Consider the following 17,717-nt stretch of genomic DNA (forward strand, 5'->3'; position numbering starts at 1 on the left):
TTTGATTGTAGAGAATAATGCCTAAATTAACAACATATTGAGCGAAAAAGAAAATATATTTGTGAGCAAGATCACTATATTTTCGCACTCGCTCATGCAGACATGATTTTTTGTGAACAACTTCACATTTTTTAACTCGAAAACTTTCTTATTTTTTATTTTTCATTATTATGCACGCTGTCCCTTTCTTTTTTGTTCAGAAGGGAAAATCATAATTATAAATGTTGGAGAAAAATTATGTTTGGACCATTTAAACCCGCACCGCATATTGCGGAACTTCCTGCGGAAAAAATTGATTCTACCTATAAACGCTTACGTTGGCAGGTATTCGCAGGGATATTCTTTGGTTATGCCGCTTATTATTTTGTGCGTGCAAACTTTGACTTGGCTCAAAAAGGTTTAATTGAAGCCGGTATGTATAACAAGGCGGAATTGGGTCTTGTCGGTACGGCTGCCGGTTTAGCTTACGGTTTGTCAAAATTCTTTATGGCAATGCTTTCGGATCGTTCTAACCCGAAAGTATTTTTACCATTCGGTTTATTATTATCCGGTTTATGTATGACCATGATGGGTTTATTCCCGTGGGCAACATCCGGTATCGTGATCATGTGGATTATGATCTTTTTAAACGGTTGGTTTCAAGGAATGGGCTGGCCTCCATGCGGACGAACGATGGTTCACTGGTGGTCTAAATCCGAACGTGGAACCATTGTTTCTATTTGGAATACCGCACACAACCTCGGAGGTATGGTGCCGGGGGCGATGGTACTTCTAGCCGGAGCAATTTATTTCAGCACACACGGCGTTGAAGCAACCGCAAAAGATGTATGGCAACAAGCGCTTTACTATCCAGGTATCGCTGCGATGATCATCGCTATTCCAATTTATCTTGTAATGAAAGATACCCCACAATCTTGTGGCTTACCGCCGGTTGAAAAATGGCGTAATGACTATCCGGACGACTATAACGAAAAAACTTACGAGCATGAGCTTTCTACCAAAGAAATCTTTATGACTTATGTCTTGAAAAACAAATTATTATGGTACATCGCCATTGCTAACGTGTTCGTTTACTTAATCCGCTACGGTGTGTTGAAATGGTCTCCGGTTTACTTAGGTGAAGTAAAACACTTCAACATTAAAGGTACGGCATGGGCATACACCATTTATGAATTGGCCGCTATTCCGGGTACATTATTATGCGGTTGGGTATCTGACCACGTATTCAAGGGTAAACGGGGATTAACCGGTTTTATCTTCATGATCTTAACCACCATTGCTGTTGTGGCATTATGGAAAAACCCGGCTACGCCTGAAGCTGAGATTGCCAGCTACAGTGCATGGTATGAAAACCCATATCAATTAACCGACTTCATTTTAATGACGACTATCGGCTTCTTAATTTATGGCCCGGTGATGTTAATCGGCTTACATGCCCTTGAACTTGCACCGAAAAAAGCTGCGGGTACGGCAGCCGGTTTCACCGGATTATTCGGTTATTTAGGCGGTACCGTATCGGCCTCTGCCGTTGTCGGCTGGGCGGCAGAATACTACGGCTGGGATGGCGGTTTCTACGTCATGATCGCCGGCGGTATCTTAGCAGTGTTATTACTTCTCAATGTAATGATTGAAGAAGGCAAACACAAAGCAAAATTAGGTGATACCTACGGTACGAAATAATTCGTGTCAAAAAGGCGACAAGCAAGTGCTGAAGTCGCCTTTTTCATTTAATAAATCCTTAATATTAATGGATTATATTGATTCAACATTATTCATTCACGAAAACAGTCTTAAAATTAACCGCACTTCTTCAAGGAGAAATATTAATGAAACTTAAAACATTAGCCTTTTCTTTACTGGCCACTAGCGTATTAGTCGGCTGTAGCAGTCAATCTTCAATGATGGCAAGTAATATGAAATCAGAAAAACTTATTATCGCTCACCGTGGTGCAAGCGGCTACTTACCGGAGCATACACTGGAATCCAAAGCGCTTGCCTTTGGTCAACAAGCGGATTATTTAGAACAAGATTTAGCCATGACAAAAGATGGTCGTCTCATTGTCATTCATGATCACTTTTTAGACGGTTTAACCGATGTGGCAAAAAAATTCCCAAACCGTCATCGTAAAGACGGTCGTTATTATGTGATTGACTTCACCTTAAAAGAAATTCAAAGTTTGAATATGACGGAAAACTTTGAAACCAAAGACGGTAAGCAAGTTGCCGTTTATCCGAAACGTTTCCCACTTTGGAAATCCCATTTCAAAATCCATACCTTTGAAGATGAAATTGAATTTATTCAAGGTTTAGAAAAATCCACCGGTAAAAAAGTGGGCATTTACCCTGAAATTAAAGCACCTTGGTTCCATCATCAAAATGGTAAAGATATTGCCGCCGAAACACTCAAAGTATTGAAAAAATACGGTTATGACAAAAAAACCGATAGAGTTTATTTGCAAACCTTTGATTTCAACGAGTTAAAACGTATCAAAACCGAATTACTACCGAAAATGGGAATGGATTTGAAATTAGTGCAATTAGTGGCATACACCGATTGGCACGAAACCGAGGAAAAAAATGCGCAAGGCAAATGGGTGAACTATGATTATGATTGGATGTTCAAACCGGGTGCAATGGCTGAAGTAGTGAAATATGCGGATGGCGTAGGGCCGGGTTGGTATATGTTAGTTGATAAAGAAAAATCAAAAGTCGGTAATATTCAATACACCCCATTAGTGAAAGAGTTAGCACAATATAATGTGGAGTTACATCCTTATACCGTTCGTAAAGATGCTTTACCGGAATTTTTTACCAATGTAAATCAAATGTATGATACCTTGCTAAATAAAGCCGGGGCAACGGGAGTGTTTACGGATTTCCCTGATACCGGAGTTGAATTTTTGAAAGGTAAAAAATAATTTTTCTGTGCACAACAAAAGAACCCAATCTATAAAAGACTGGGTTCTTTTTTGTATGTTTGAAAAAGTGCGGTTGATTTTCAACTTATTTTTTACATTAGTTACATCACCACCGCATAAGCTGCCGCTGCCAATAATGATCCGATGATTGGCCCCACAATCGGCACCCAGCTATATCCCCAATCCGGTTTAGTATTTAATTGACGACTGAGGAAAAGTCCTAAGGTTAAACGCGGCCCAAAATCCCGAGCCGGATTGATGGCATAGCCGGTTGTTCCCCCCAAACTTAAACCGATTGCCCAAACAAGAATAGCCACCGGTAACGCCCCGATAGAACCTAAACCGATAGGCGTTACTTCCGTTGTTCCCGGCAAGGTAATATCCGCACCGACCAGATAAAAAACCACAAATACCAAGACAAACGTACCGATAATTTCACTAATAAGGTTGCTTGGATAATGACGAATTGCAGGTTCCGTGCAGAAACAAGCACGTTTTAAACCTTCATTTTCTGTGGCTAAGAAATGGTTGCGGTACATTATATAAACCAACAACGCTCCCACCATACCGCCAAAAACTTGAGCGATAACATACCCTGCGACTAATCCCCAGTCGAATGCACCTTTTGCGGCAAGCCCTAAGGTAACGGCTGGATTCAAATGTGCACCGCTGTAAGGTCCGACAACAACAACTGCCACATACACGGCAAACGCCCATGCGGTGGTAATCACAATCCAGCCGGAACTTTGCCCTTTTGTTTTATCCAAACAAACATTGGCAACCACGCCATTCCCTAACAAAATCATAAGCGCGGTGCCGAAAAACTCTGCAAAATAAGCATTCATAAGAGAATCTCCATCGAATAGTTGAAGAAAGCATTTCTAAATAGGGTCTCTAGCCACTTTTGCCGACAACGCTAAAAAAACCCGCTAAGAAGTACAAGTAAGCAATTATGTTCGTATTTTTTCAAACTTGAGAAACTCAATGTGAGCGCACTTATTATCTTCTAAAAACCCTACTCTTCAAGTAGGTATTCCAAGTAAATTTTAGAAATGCGAACTTGATCACATAATCTATCGAAAAAGAACATTTTTTTGTGATCATTGTCATAAAATTGCAAAATGGGTATTTAAATTCAGTGATAATTCAATTAGCTTACGAGCGCAATTTGTTCGTTTTTAGTTCAAAACATTCGTTTACAATAAAAAACGTACTATCAAGGAGTTTTTATCATGACTGACAAAAAATACATTATTGCTCTAGATCAGGGGACTACCAGCTCTCGAGCCGTACTATTGGATCATAACGCTAACATTGTTGAAATTGCGCAACGCGAATTTACTCAAATTTACCCGCGTGCAGGTTGGGTAGAACACAACCCAATGGAAATTTGGGCAACGCAAAGCTCCACCCTCAATGAAGTCGTTGCCAAAGCTGGTATCACTTCTGATGAAATCGCCGCAATTGGTATCACCAACCAACGTGAAACCACGATTGTGTGGGAAAAATCAACAGGTGTACCTGTTTATAACGCCATTGTTTGGCAATGTCGCCGTACCGCTGACATTACCGATAAACTGAAAGCAGACGGTTACGAGGATTATATTCGCCATACCACAGGATTAGTAGTCGATCCTTATTTCTCCGGTACTAAAGTAAAATGGATTTTGGACAATGTAGAAGGTGCGCGTGAAAAAGCAGAACGTGGTGAATTATTATTCGGTACTGTGGATACGTGGCTTGTGTGGAAACTAACTCAAGGCCGTGTACACGTAACCGATTACACGAATGCCTCACGCACTATGTTATTTAATATTCACACCAAACAGTGGGATGACAAGATGCTTGAAATCTTGAATATCCCACGCTCCATGTTGCCTGAAGTGCGTAATTCTTCTGAAATTTACGGTCAAACCAACATTGGCGGTAAGGGCGGTGTACGTATTCCGGTTGCGGGTATTGCCGGAGACCAACAGGCTGCGCTTTACGGTCATTTATGTGTGCATGCCGGACAAGCCAAAAACACTTACGGCACAGGTTGTTTTATGTTGCTCCACACCGGTGATAAAGCGATCACCTCAAAAAACGGCTTGCTTACCACCATCGCCTGTAATGCGAAAGGCGAACCGGAATACGCATTAGAAGGCTCGGTATTTATTGCCGGTGCCTCTATTCAATGGTTACGGGATGAACTCAAAATTGTTCACGATAGTTTCGATTCCGAATACTTTGCCCAAAAAGTACAGGACAGCAACGGTGTTTATGTCGTACCCGCGTTCACCGGTTTAGGCGCACCTTATTGGGATCCTTATGCTCGCGGCGCTATTTTCGGGCTTTCCCGTGGCGCAAATCGTAACCACATTGTTCGCGCTACTCTTGAGTCTATCGCCTATCAAACCCGTGACGTATTAGAAGCCATGCAATCCGATTCGGGTGAACGCTTACAATACCTCCGTGTCGATGGCGGTGCTACAAATAACAATTTCTTAATGCAATTCCAAGCGGATATTCTAGATGTGAATGTGGAACGCCCCGTAGTGAAAGAAGTGACCGCATTAGGTGCAGCCTATCTGGCAGGTCTTGCCACCGGTTTTTGGAAAGACTTAGACGAACTTCGCGATAAAGCACGGGTAGAGCGTACTTTCACACCGGATAACGACAATGAAAAACGCGAACGCCGCTATAAAGGCTGGAAAAAAGCGGTAAAACGTTCACTGGAATGGGCGAAGGAAGATGCGGAATAAGAGGAAATAATCCTTAAAGAAGGTAAAAGCAAAAGTGCGGTCAAATTTCACCGCACTTTTTCATTCTTAAAGTCCTAATTTTTCCGTCATGGATTTTGCCAAGTCATTCAACATAGCATAACGTTTCCGATACATAGAACGTTTTTTACTTGGCACATCATCAAGATTTCTATTCTCTTCCAAAGGCAAAACCCAATAATCTTTTCGTTGTCCGCCTGATTCCGAAAAAATGGCATCATAATCCACGGTATAGCTTTTCGATTGAATAAAGCGAGATTTATTTTGATATTTTTGAGGAATGCCAAGTAATGTTTTAAAACCTAGAATCTTAGTGAGGGCCTTCATCGTTTCTACCATCAAGTAAGCCGGACGTAAACCATGGCAAGATTTAGTCAGGTGTTTCACCATTTCTTTTGAGCCTTCAAAATTCGGCCCTTGCACAACGGCAATAAGCAAGGCATTTTCAAGTTTGGCGAAGGTGAGCAAATACACCAATTCATTTTTAGGTTTGTGCCACAGCTCGAGCACCCAATAGCCCTCCATCGGTTGATGCGTCGTCATACTTAATGTGATTTCAAAATCGGGGATAACCTCACCAAAACTTAATGATTGTTCCCATAATGGTTTGGAAAGTGCAGTTAATTTTTCAGGTAAAAACAGAAGGTTATCACACATATATTGAAAGCGTTTAGATGCGCTAAAGCGTTTATCTAAAAAACGCGACACCAATGGATAGGCATAATTTACACGCTCATTAAATATCGGAATAAGGGCAGGGTGTCGGTTAATAAAGCCCTCAAACCGTTTGATCCAATGCCAATGCAAAAGGCTGCGCAAATTGTAACGAAAACGTTTTAAATAATCATAACGACCGGGGCGGTCGGGATGAATAACATTCGCTTTTACCCAAGTATATTGCTGTTTTGTTGTCATTTTTCTTGTTATATGAATAGATTCTTAAGCGAAACTATTTTACACAATTTCAGCAAAATTACGATCTATGATATGCTTAGCGCCGCAATATCAGAGGAAAAATTATGTCTGAAATTAAACTGAATTATCACAAAACCCACTTTCTTACGAGCGCGCCCAATATTCGTGCTATTCCGGAAGATAGCGGTATTGAAATTGCCTTTGCCGGTCGATCAAATGCGGGAAAATCTACCGCACTCAACGCATTAACAAATCAAAAAAATCTGGCTCGCACCTCTAAAACCCCGGGGCGAACTCAGCTTATCAACTTATTTGAAGTCGAACCGAATTGTAAACTTGTGGATTTACCGGGCTACGGTTACGCCGCAGTACCGGAACAAATGAAAATCCAGTGGCAAAAATCCTTAGGGGAATATTTGCAAAAACGGGAATGTCTGGCAGGTTTAGTCGTATTGATGGATATTCGTCACCCCTTAAAAGATCTCGATCAACAAATGATTGAATGGGCAGTGTCGGCAAATTTGCCGGTTTTACTCCTGCTAACCAAAGCGGATAAATTAAGCCAAAGTGCACGTAGCAAACAAGTAAAAATGGTGCGGGAAGCCATTCTTCCCTTCCAAGGTGATATACAAGTGGAAGCCTTTTCAGCACAACATAAAATTGGTATTGATAAACTTGCGACAAAATTAGACTACTGGTTTTCTCCGGTTTTTGCGGAATAAAATGTAAATATTGCGATCTTGCTCGCAAAAAAAGCGTGTAATGAATGATTTCATCACACGCTTTTTTTATAGTGTGAAAACTTCTTCAATTTTAACCGCACTTTTAGGATCTCCATGTCCCTTGCCATCGTTTATAGTCGAGCCTCCATGGGCGTACAAGCCCCGCTTGTTACGATTGAAGTCCATTTAAGTAACGGGAAACCCGGATTTACACTCGTGGGATTACCTGAAAAAACAGTCAAGGAAGCGCAAGACCGCGTGCGTAGCGCGTTAATCAACGCACAATTTAAATATCCGGCAAAACGTATCACTGTAAATCTCGCCCCGGCGGATTTACCCAAGGAAGGCGGGCGATTTGATTTACCCATTGCTATTGGAATTCTTGTAGCATCCGATCAATTAGACGGTAGCCGTTTAAAACAACTTGAGTTTGTCGGAGAATTGGCTCTAACAGGCCATCTGAGAGGGATTCACGGCGTCATTCCGGCTATTCTCGCCGCACAAAAATCCAAACGTGAACTGGTTATTGCTCAGCAAAATGCGAACGAAGCCTCATTAGTTTCGGAGCAAAATACCTATTTTGCTCAAACTTTACTTGATGTTGTGCAATTTCTTAATAATCAGAAAACACTGCCTCTTGCGACGGAATTAAGCCATGAAAGTGCGGTTAATTTCCATCATAATTACGTTGATTTAACCGATATTATCGGACAACAACATGCTAAGCGGGCTCTTACTATTGCCGCTGCCGGACAACACAATTTGCTTTTTCTTGGCCCTCCGGGAACCGGTAAAACGATGCTGGCAAGTCGTTTAACGACACTGTTGCCGGAAATGAGCTCTCAGGAAGCCATTGAAACCGCCTCTGTAACAAGCCTCGTACACAATGAATTAAATCTCCATAATTGGAAACAACGCCCATTTCGGGCACCACATCATAGTACCTCTCTACCGGCATTAGTCGGTGGAGGCACTATTCCCAAACCGGGAGAAATTTCCTTGGCACATAATGGCGTACTGTTTTTAGACGAATTACCGGAATTTGAGCGAAAAGTACTTGATGCCCTGCGTCAACCGCTAGAAAGTGGCGAAATTGTTATCTCACGAGCCAATGCCAAAATTCAATTTCCTGCACGCTTTCAATTGGTTGCAGCAATGAATCCCAGCCCAACCGGACATTATACCGGCACACATAACCGCACTTCACCCCAACAAATCATGCGCTATTTAAACCGCCTATCCGGGCCATTTTTAGATAGGTTTGATTTATCTATTGAAGTACCGTTACTACCACAGGGGAGTTTACAACATTCGGACAATCGAGGCGAAACCAGTGAACAAGTGCGGGAAAAAGTATTAAGAGTACGGGAAATTCAATTAGCCCGAGCCGGAAAAATCAATGCTTATTTAACCAGTAAAGAGATTGAACGGGATTGTAAATTAGATGAAAAAGAAGCGTTATTTCTTGAAAACACATTAAATAAACTCGGGCTTTCCGTACGAGCCTACCATCGTATTCTGAAAGTCTCACGCACCATTGCCGATCTTAATGGAGAAAAACAAATTTCCCAACTTCATTTAGCAGAAGCATTGGGCTACCGTGCAATGGATCGATTACTACAAAAATTAAGCCATGCGTAACCATATTCTAGAAACATAGGATAAACCTGAAAATTCTTGTTTATTACTGTCTTGAAAAATCTAAGGGCGTATATAACGCCCTTAGATTAGAAATAATCAATAACAAATAACTTAATAATAAGAATGTTCCCCACGCTGATGCTCGGTAACATCTTTCGCCCCTTTTAATTCATTAGGGAATAAGCCGACCAGTTGTTTTTCTACGCCATCTTTTAATGTTACATCCACCATCGAACAACCATTACAACCACCACCGAATTGTAGAACGGCATAGCCGTCTTCCGTAATTTCAATCAATGTGATTCGACCACCGTGGCTTGCCAATTGTGGGTTTATTTGGGTTTGAATGACATACTCTACACGTTCAATTAATGGTGCATCGTCCGCCACTTTACGCATTTTCGCATTTGGTGCTTTTAACGTAAGCTGCGCGCCCAATTCTTCCGTCACATAATCAATTTCAGCTTCTTCCAAAAAAGGTAAACTCACCTCATCAACAAAGGCGGAAAAAGTATCATATTTCATTTCTACATCACTTTCTTCTACTGCATTTGGTGGGCAGTAGGACACACCACACTCCGCATTTGGCGTACCCGGGTTCACCACAAAAATACGAATATTTGTGCCCTCTTCTTGGGTATCCAATAATTTGCGAAAATGTTCCTGCGCCGCTTTTGAAATAGCAATTTGTTCCATAAATATTCCTTAATACTTGAGAAAATTTGTCAGAAATGATACGCCTACCTCAGTATTTTTTCCACTTTTTTATCACAATCACTCTTATCATTTAACCCGATTAAACGCGTGCCAGCCCCCATACTTGAATTTCCCGAACACCGAGACTACGCAATAATTTCGCAATCTCATTGAGTGTACTTCCCGTAGTAATCACATCATCTAGCAAAGCTACTCTCTGATAGGGAAAAGGTTTGGAAAGATCGATTTTAAACGCGTTTTTCAAATTCTGACGACGTATCGCAGCACTTAAGCCACGCTGGGTATGCGTATGTTTCACACGTTTAACAATATGGGATAGACAAGGAATTTCAAGCCATCGACTGATAGTTTTCGCCAATAAATCCGCTTGATTATAGCCACGTTGCCATTGACGAAGATGATAAAGTGGCACCGGAATAATTGCTTGAGGAAAGGTTAAACCATGGTTACGCCTTGCCTCATAAACAGACAATAAAAGCAAACAAGCCAAAGTACGATCAAGCCAAAATTGTTTTTGATATTTGAAACGATGAATTAAACGGGAAAGCGATTCGTCATAGTGTCCAACAATTACCATGCGATCCCAAGCAAATTCATTATTTCCACAACGACCACAATAGCGGCTGAAATGTTGCAATGGCGCACCACAGCCACCGCAATAGACATATTGTTTAATTTGTCTTTGACAAGTCGAACACAATCCATTTTGACCTTGTTTTAATGAGGATTGGCACAGCATGCAATTAAACCGAAAAAACGCACTAAAATCTAACTGCACTTTTATTTCCTTTTATCTGCCGTTTTTTGTTTCAATCCTTTTAAACTTTCGCCTTGTTTTAAAATACGCGGCGTAACAAAAATGACCAATTCACGTTTTTGGTGACGTTCACTTTCTTTACTAAATAAATGCTTTACCAGTGGGATATCGCCCAATACTGGAACTTTATCAATCCCTTTCGTGATCGTGTCATGAAACACCCCGCCCAATACGATGGTTTCGCCATCTTTCGCAAAAACCTGAGTATTAATTTCCTGTTTATCGATGGACACAATCTCGTTATTTTGTTGCCCATAGGATATTCGATTACCCGGTGAGTTTTGACTAACCAATAAATCAAGTAGGATATTGTTATCCTTGGAAATATGCGGTGTCACTTCTAAGCCTAATACAGCCTCACGAAATTCAACGGTTTGTATATCACTTTTGCCCTTGACGACATAAGGAATCTCAGTACCTTGCTTAATACTTGCACTTTTTTTATTCGTTGTCAGTAACCTTGGACTGGCTATAATCTCTACGTTATTTTCACGTTCAAGTGCGGTTAATTCCAAATCCAATAATCTCCCGTTAATTTTCGCCACTTGCAATGCGAGAGAACCAGCAGGAGTAGTACTCGTTGCAAAATTGATATTTAAATTATCCGCTATATTGGCAAAACCGTTAGCAGCAAGGCTACCGCCCACCCGATGCGCATTCTCCGTTGGCGTAAAAATTCCCCAACGCACACCTAATTCTTTAAGACTTTCATCCGTAATGGTTACAATGCGAGCTTCAATAGCGATTTGTTCAATAGGTTTATCTAACTCAGCAATGAGTTTTACCAGATTTTTAACGGATTTTGCGTCATCTTGAATGATTAATAAATTACTGCGATCATCAAAAGCAATACTTCCTGAAGCAGACAATAAAGACCCACTACCGGTGGTGAGCGATTTCATCACCTCTGACGCTTTCGCAAAATTCAATTTAATTGTTTTGCTCACAAGAGAAGGTTCAATCTGCTTTATGTTCGCCAACACTTCGTTCTCTGTGGGCTGCAATGACGTTTCAGAGAAAACCACGTCCTTTTTTCCTAAATAATAAATATCATCTTCCAGCCGTAACGAAAGCCCTTTCATTTTTGCAACAGAACGCAATACACGATCAAAATCTACATTATCTAATTGTAATGAAAGCGAATCGTCCAATGCATCATCAATAATTAAATTAGCTCCTTGCACTAAAGCAAGTTCTTGTAAGGCTGACACCATCGGCGCCTGTTTCAAACGAATAGAAAAAACCTGATTTTCCTTAAACTCTGCCGCTACCTCATTGCCACAACAAAAACACAGAAAAAAGAGACCGCACTTTTTTATCCACACTTTCATATTTTCTCCTAGAATCGAAGATCAAGCTGATCTGTTTGTTCACATCGTCCCGATTTTGAATACTGCAAATGAACGCTATCTTTGTGAATCTGTTGCAACAGATACCTTTCCTGCCCCAAACGCTGCCCTTGTTTAACAACAATTAATTGCTGATTAATATCTAAAAACAATGCCTTAGGCGACTGTTTATAGAGAATGACCCCAACCAGTTTTAGCCGATTAAAAGGGCTTTCAGACGCAAAAGAAGGTTCATTAAAAGCACATTTTGTTGTCTGTGTTTTAGCCCCTTCTATTAGCTTCTCCGGTTGCCGTTGCGAATGATTAAAAGGATCGACTGCGATAACATTTAGGCTGACAAAAAGACAACATAAACTAAGTAAATGACGAAATATTGGCACGTTCTATTCCTCAATGTTGAGTGGTAAAATTAAGTGACATTGCACTCTCCCTCCTTCCACTTTTTGCATATCCAATTGCGCAAAAAAAAAGCGCCTTTTGCTGCGTTAAAAGTGCAGTAAGAAAATTATGTAAATATTGAAAATATCCTTCCAATTGAATCTGTAAAACAGGACGGGATGAGAAATCCCATTGATAAGCAACGAGTTCAACCTCATCATTTAGCAGATCATGGATCTGCTCATCCAATGCAATAATCCGTTTGGTTAATTGCGGAGATAATTCATGCCGCTCAGAATGCTGTTTGAGCGTAGCAAGCAATTTTTCTTGGTGTGTTAATTCGGTAGATTGTTTTATCACCTCTAGTGTGATCGCTTGCCGCTGCCAATAACTTTGCCAAAGATCTAAAACAACGGAAAAATTGACCGCACTTAGACAACATATAAAAAATCCCCAGTGATAAATTTTTGGCAGCATTAATCCTCTTTCAACAAAGGGATAACGTTGCTTGATGAACCTTTTCACTTTTTGTTCCTCTTATTTCTCGTTCACTTCAGGAGAAAGATCAAACTGAAAAACCCAACGTCCTTGTTCGGGTTGAAATTGGGTGAGTTTGAAAGAAGCAAAATGCCGGCTTAAAAACTCACGAAACGTTTCAAATTCCTCTTTTGTCACACAAAATCCATTAAGCCGAATCCCTTCCTCATTAAAACTCAATGCCTCTAGCTCCCCTTGTTGAAGAGGTAACCGGGGTAATAGCGAAATCACTTGTTCCACTCTATTCGGTGAAATTTCCTGTAATTCCGTTAAATTCCGTATGGTCTGCTTAACTTCGGTGATTTGCTGAACGGTTTGGGCGAGGCGTTTTTTCTGCTCTATAAAAAATTGCTGTTGAGTGTTTAATTCACCCTGTTGTTGCCGTTGAAATGCTGTCAATACAGCATATAGGGCAACCCCTACTATTAACACGGCAAACATTTTTACTATAAATAAGCACAATAACCTCTGATATTTCTCTAACCGCCAAGGTAGTAAATTAATCCCGTTCATCGCCCGCTCCACTTGAAGATGCTGTTGAGACAAGAGAATTATTCTGTACCCAATCTATTCGCCACAACGCGTTACCTAAAGCAATAAAAGGAATATCCGTTTTCACTTGCCGCCAATTTTCCGGCAAATCGGTTTGCTCGACATTCGTAGTTCGATAAACATAGACATACTCAATTTCAACATTAAAACGTTGGCAAAATTTGCTATAAAGTGCGGTTAAATTTTCCGATGTTTGTAAAAACTGTTGGCTATGAGCCGTATCCGTAAGGGCAAAACAGTGTGATTCGTCTTGATATAAATATAAAGAATTTTTCTGAACGTCCCCTAAAAGAAAGCGGAATGCGCGCATCATTGAGTGATAGGCAACATCTAAGACATTAAGTAATAATTCATCACTGATCCGCTGAGTTTCACAGGCTATTTGCCGACGAATGGCATAGATATCAAGACGAAAACCTTGTTTTAAATCAGTGGTGAGATAATCAAACCAAAGTTCTTCAAGAGGAATGGGTAATTCTTCTTGCAAAATAAAACTGCACTGTTGCTCACATTCTTGTGCATTTAATGCATGCGGTAAGATTAAGTTTTTTGACCAAGTGAGATGAGGTGAAACACAACCGACGAGATACAACTGCAAGTGATTTTGTGGAAAATCCTGCATTACACGTGCGATTAATTGCGCTTTGATGTTTGTTTCACTCATCAAAAATGAAAGAAATTGAACTTGTTTTAGGTTATCTAACCAAACAAATTGAACATGGCTATGTTGTTGATACACACCAACTTGCACGATTTTCCGTTTTTTATAAGACATCAGTATATGCTTTTCCTATTATTTGGACGGTGAATCTTTTATACTTGTTAGCCAAATCATAATGTGATTTTATTTATGCTCATCAATCAAGAGAGAATTCTACGATGCGGATCGCAAAATTAATATTTAGCAGTCTCTTAACCTTATGTATTTTAGGGTTAGCAATAGGGGGGGGATTATATGTCCACCTCAAATCTGAATTACCTTCAGTGGAAAGTTTAAAAACCGTTGAATTACAACAACCGATGCAAATTTATACGGCTGATGGGAAATTAATCGGTGAAGTTGGCGAGCAACGCCGTATTCCGGTGAAATTAGAAAATGTACCACAACGTTTAATTGAGGCATTTTTAGCCACGGAAGACAGCCGTTTTTATGATCACCACGGTTTAGATCCGGTGGGAATTACGCGGGCGCTATTTGTTGCAATAAGCAATGGTGGAGCTTCACAGGGAGCAAGTACCATTACGCAACAGTTGGCACGTAATTTTTTCTTAACTCCGGAAAAAACATTGATACGTAAAGCGAGAGAGGCTGTGCTTGCCATTGAAATAGAGAACGCATTAAGCAAACAGGAAATTCTTGAGCTTTATTTAAACAAAATTTTCTTGGGTTACCGCTCTTACGGTGTTGCCGCTGCAGCTCAAACCTATTTTGGTAAATCCTTAGACGAACTCACTTTGTCCGAGATGGCAGTGATTGCCGGCTTACCAAAAGCGCCTTCCACAATGAATCCATTGTATTCGCCGAAACGGGCTGAAGAGCGTCGTAATATCGTTTTAGCCCGTATGTTGGATGAAAAATATATTACTAAAGAAGAATACGATACCGCTCTCAAAGAACCGATTAATGCCAGTTATCACGGAGCCAAGTTTGATTTTCGGGCGGATTATGTCACCGAAATGGTACGTCAGGAAATGGTAAAACGTTTCGGGGAAGAAAATGCCTATACTCGAGGCTATAAAGTGTTTACTACCGTGCTTTCTAAAGATCAAGCGGAAGCACAAAAAGCAGTGCGTAATAATTTGATTAACTACGATATGCGCCATGGTTGGCGTGGCGGCGCACCGCTATGGAAAAAAGGTGAAGCGGCATGGGATAATGAACGCATTGTGGCTTTCTTAAGAAAATTACCGAATTCCGAACCTTTTGTGCCGGCTGCCGTCACTTCATTAAGCAAAAATGGAGCTGAATTGTTACTGGCAAATAATCAAACGATGACCCTTTCATCTAATGCGATGCGTTGGGCGGGAAAAGCACCGGTAAAAATCGGTGATCAAATTTGGATTCGCCAACGCGATAACGGTGAATGGATTTTAGGACAAATTCCGGCGGCTAACTCTGCCTTGGTGTCCTTAAATTCCGATAATGGCGCAATTGAGGCCTTAGTCGGTGGCTTTAGCTTCGAGCAAAGCAAATTTAACCGTGCGACACAATCTTTAGTTCAAGTGGGCTCTTCTATCAAACCGTTTATTTATGCCGCCGCTTTAGAAAAAGGTTTAACCCTTTCTAGCGTATTACAAGATAGTCCGATTTCAATCTCCAAACCGGGACAAGCCGTATGGAACCCTAAAAACTCACCGGATCGCTATGATGGTCCGATGCGTTTGCGTGTGGGGTTGGGTCAATCAAAAAATATGATCGCGATTCGCGCTTTACAAACAGCCGGTATTAGTTTCACCGCTGATTTCTTACAACGTTTCGGTTTTAAACGGGAACAATACTTTGCCAGTGAGGCTTTGGCATTGGGTGCCGCCTCTTTTACCCCGCTGGAAATGGCTCTGGCTTATGCCGTGTTTGATAATGGCGGTTTTTTAATTGATCCTTATATTATTGAAAAAATTCAGGATAATACCGGCAAGGATTTATTTATCGCTAATCCGAAAATTGCTTGTATCACTTGTAATAATATTCCGGTGATTTATGGCGAAACCAAAGATAAAATTGATGGTTTCCAAAATATCGCCGAAGTGGCAAAACCGGATGACTTAAAAGCAGCCAAAGGAAATACCAATACCGATACGGAAGAAGGTGACGTCCAACCTGAAAACGTGCCGGATTTACCGGAATTGCAAGCACAAGGCGGGGCATTAAATGATGATGCTATTGATTTAATGGCAAGTGGCAAAGATGCTACATCAAAAGTAGAATATGCCCCCCGTGTTATCAGTGGTGAACTTGCTTTCTTAATCCGTAGTGCATTAAATACGGCAATTTACGGCGAACAAGGATTAAGTTGGAAAGGGACAAGTTGGCGGATGTCAAAAGAAATCAAGCAACGCAAAGATATTGGCGGTAAAACCGGTACAACGAACAATTCAAAAGTGGCTTGGTATGCAGGATTTGGCGCCAACTTAGTCACCACGACCTACGTAGGTTTCGATGATAATAAACGTGTATTGGGTCGTGGGGAATCCGGCGGTAAAACGGCAATGCCGGTATGGATTGCTTACATGAAAGTCGCCCTTGCCGATATTCCGGAACGAAACCTTGATTTACCACCGAATATCATGGAAAAAACCATTGATAGTAGCTCGGGTTTACTTTCAGAATATGGTGGACGTAAGGAATACTTTATCGTGGGTACAGAACCGAAACGCACCTATATTGCCGAAATGATGGAACGTGGCTATTATGTACCGCCTGAATTACAGCAACGCTTAAATGGCGGCTCAGGGAAAACGCAAGATGCGGTGCCTGCGGCACAACCGGAAGAATTATTCTAATTATTTATCACAAAAGTGCGGTTAATTTTAACCGCACTTTTTTAACTCAAAGGGACAATTATGCTCAGTTATCGACACTCCTTCCATGCAGGAAATCATGCCGATGTATTAAAACACATTGTGTTAATGTTAATTTTAGAAAACCTGAAACTCAAAGAAAAAGGATTCTATTATTTAGATACCCACTCCGGTGTGGGGCGTTATCGCTTATCCTCAAACGAAGCCGAAAAAACCGGTGAATATAAAGAAGGAATCGGGCGTTTGTGGGAACAAACTGATTTACCCGAAGAATTAACCCGCTATGTTAATTTAATTAAAGGTCTTAATAACGGCGGTAAAACGCTCCGCTATTATGCCGGATCGCCAATGATTGCGGCACAATTATTGAGACCTCAAGATCGTGCATTACTCACGGAATTACACCCCAGCGACTTCCCCCTACTACGCAATAATTTTAAAGAATTTAAAAATATCTCGGTAAAATGCGATAACGGATTCCAACAAGTAAAATCAACATTGCCACCTAAGGAACGACGGGGTCTCGTGTTAATCGATCCGCCCTACGAACTTAAGGAAGATTACGATTTGGTGGTAAAAGCGGTGGAAGAAGGTTACAAGCGATTTGCCACTGGCACTTATGCTATCTGGTATCCTGTGGTGCTACGCCAACAAACGAAGCGTATTTTTAAAGGTTTAGAAGCCAGCGGCATTCGTAAAATTCTAAAAATTGAATTGGCCATACGCCCTGATAGTGATCAACGGGGTATGACAGCAAGTGGTATGGTGATCATCAACCCGCCTTGGACACTAGAAAACCAAATGAGGGAGATTTTACCTTATTTAGTAAAAACACTCATACCAGAAGGAACAGGTAGTTGGACGGTAGAATGGATTACTCCAGAGTAAAA

16 protein-coding genes are annotated in these 17,717 nt (G+C 40.9%); 7 read left to right on the top strand and 9 right to left on the bottom strand.

Annotation, left to right across the window (positions count from 1 at the left end; all coding sequences use genetic code 11):
* Nucleotides 1-237 precede the first annotated feature (237 nt).
* Complete coding sequence (gene glpT / locus FEE42_RS07360; RefSeq protein WP_059366117.1) at nucleotides 238-1,680, top strand: glycerol-3-phosphate transporter; 1,443 nt, start codon at nucleotides 238-240, stop codon at nucleotides 1,678-1,680.
* 146 nt (nucleotides 1,681-1,826) lie between these two features.
* A complete protein-coding gene (gene glpQ / locus FEE42_RS07365) occupies nucleotides 1,827-2,918 on the top strand; it encodes a glycerophosphodiester phosphodiesterase (RefSeq protein WP_059366118.1) in 1,092 nt (363 codons plus the stop codon).
* Nucleotides 2,919-3,019: 101 nt separating this feature from the next.
* Here glpQ and FEE42_RS07370 read toward each other — a convergent pair whose 3' ends face one another.
* Complete coding sequence (locus FEE42_RS07370) at nucleotides 3,020-3,763, bottom strand: MIP/aquaporin family protein (RefSeq protein WP_164028033.1); 744 nt, start codon at nucleotides 3,761-3,763, stop codon at nucleotides 3,020-3,022.
* Between the two features lie 387 nt (nucleotides 3,764-4,150).
* Here FEE42_RS07370 and glpK point away from each other — a divergent pair, with 387 nt between their 5' ends.
* A complete protein-coding gene (gene glpK, locus FEE42_RS07375; RefSeq protein ID WP_059366120.1) occupies nucleotides 4,151-5,662 on the top strand; it encodes a glycerol kinase GlpK in 1,512 nt (503 codons plus the stop codon).
* Nucleotides 5,663-5,728: 66 nt separating this feature from the next.
* Here glpK and FEE42_RS07380 read toward each other — a convergent pair whose 3' ends face one another.
* Nucleotides 5,729-6,595 carry a VirK/YbjX family protein gene (locus tag FEE42_RS07380; protein ID WP_059366121.1) on the bottom strand — a complete coding sequence of 289 codons (867 nt, stop codon included), beginning with the start codon at nucleotides 6,593-6,595 and terminating at the stop codon, nucleotides 5,729-5,731.
* Between the two features lie 104 nt (nucleotides 6,596-6,699).
* Between FEE42_RS07380 and yihA the strand changes: the two genes are divergently transcribed.
* On the top strand, nucleotides 6,700-7,317 hold the full coding sequence (yihA, locus tag FEE42_RS07385; protein WP_059366122.1) for a ribosome biogenesis GTP-binding protein YihA/YsxC: 618 nt from the start codon (nucleotides 6,700-6,702) through the stop codon (nucleotides 7,315-7,317).
* Between the two features lie 114 nt (nucleotides 7,318-7,431).
* Nucleotides 7,432-8,958, top strand: a complete 1,527-nt coding sequence (locus FEE42_RS07390; protein ID WP_164028034.1) for a YifB family Mg chelatase-like AAA ATPase — start codon at nucleotides 7,432-7,434, stop codon at nucleotides 8,956-8,958.
* 111 nt (nucleotides 8,959-9,069) lie between these two features.
* Here the strand turns inward: FEE42_RS07390 and nfuA are convergent, their stop codons facing one another.
* The 7 genes from nfuA to FEE42_RS07425 all read right to left on the bottom strand — a co-directional run bounded on the left by nfuA (nucleotide 9,070) and on the right by FEE42_RS07425 (nucleotide 14,083).
* Nucleotides 9,070-9,654, bottom strand: a complete 585-nt coding sequence (gene nfuA, locus FEE42_RS07395; RefSeq protein ID WP_059368782.1) for a Fe-S biogenesis protein NfuA — start codon at nucleotides 9,652-9,654, stop codon at nucleotides 9,070-9,072.
* Between the two features lie 100 nt (nucleotides 9,655-9,754).
* Complete coding sequence (locus FEE42_RS07400) at nucleotides 9,755-10,414, bottom strand: DNA utilization protein GntX (RefSeq protein ID WP_059368897.1); 660 nt, start codon at nucleotides 10,412-10,414, stop codon at nucleotides 9,755-9,757.
* Nucleotides 10,415-10,455: 41 nt separating this feature from the next.
* Nucleotides 10,456-11,823, bottom strand: coding sequence for a type IV pilus secretin PilQ (locus tag FEE42_RS07405; protein WP_059368781.1), 1,368 nt, complete (start codon nucleotides 11,821-11,823; stop codon nucleotides 10,456-10,458).
* An 8-nt stretch (nucleotides 11,824-11,831) separates the two neighbouring features.
* Nucleotides 11,832-12,221: a pilus assembly protein PilP gene (locus tag FEE42_RS07410; RefSeq protein WP_164028035.1), complete on the bottom strand. Its 390-nt coding sequence runs from the start codon at nucleotides 12,219-12,221 to the stop codon at nucleotides 11,832-11,834.
* A 10-nt stretch (nucleotides 12,222-12,231) separates the two neighbouring features.
* On the bottom strand, nucleotides 12,232-12,744 hold the full coding sequence (locus FEE42_RS07415; protein ID WP_164028036.1) for a hypothetical protein: 513 nt from the start codon (nucleotides 12,742-12,744) through the stop codon (nucleotides 12,232-12,234).
* Nucleotides 12,745-12,756: 12 nt separating this feature from the next.
* Nucleotides 12,757-13,269 (bottom strand): PilN domain-containing protein, encoded by a 513-nt coding sequence (locus FEE42_RS07420; protein ID WP_059368778.1) that lies wholly within the window; start codon nucleotides 13,267-13,269, stop codon nucleotides 12,757-12,759.
* A complete protein-coding gene (locus tag FEE42_RS07425) occupies nucleotides 13,256-14,083 on the bottom strand; it encodes a pilus assembly protein PilM (protein WP_237184409.1) in 828 nt (275 codons plus the stop codon). The genes FEE42_RS07420 and FEE42_RS07425 overlap by 14 nt, the downstream gene beginning before the upstream one ends.
* Nucleotides 14,084-14,187: 104 nt before the next feature.
* On the opposite strand from FEE42_RS07425, the gene FEE42_RS07430 reads away from it, so the two are divergent.
* Together FEE42_RS07430 and FEE42_RS07435 are read left to right on the top strand one after the other, a co-directional pair.
* On the top strand, nucleotides 14,188-16,809 hold the full coding sequence (locus FEE42_RS07430; RefSeq protein WP_164028037.1) for a penicillin-binding protein 1A: 2,622 nt from the start codon (nucleotides 14,188-14,190) through the stop codon (nucleotides 16,807-16,809).
* Nucleotides 16,810-16,869: 60 nt separating this feature from the next.
* The gene (locus FEE42_RS07435) at nucleotides 16,870-17,715 is read left to right on the top strand and encodes a 23S rRNA (adenine(2030)-N(6))-methyltransferase RlmJ (RefSeq protein ID WP_164028038.1); all 846 of its coding nucleotides are present in this window, start codon (nucleotides 16,870-16,872) and stop codon (nucleotides 17,713-17,715) included.
* Nucleotides 17,716-17,717 lie beyond the last annotated feature (2 nt).

The organism is Rodentibacter caecimuris (assembly GCF_010587025.1).
In the GTDB taxonomy this organism is placed as follows: Bacteria; Pseudomonadota; Gammaproteobacteria; order Enterobacterales; family Pasteurellaceae; genus Rodentibacter; species Rodentibacter caecimuris.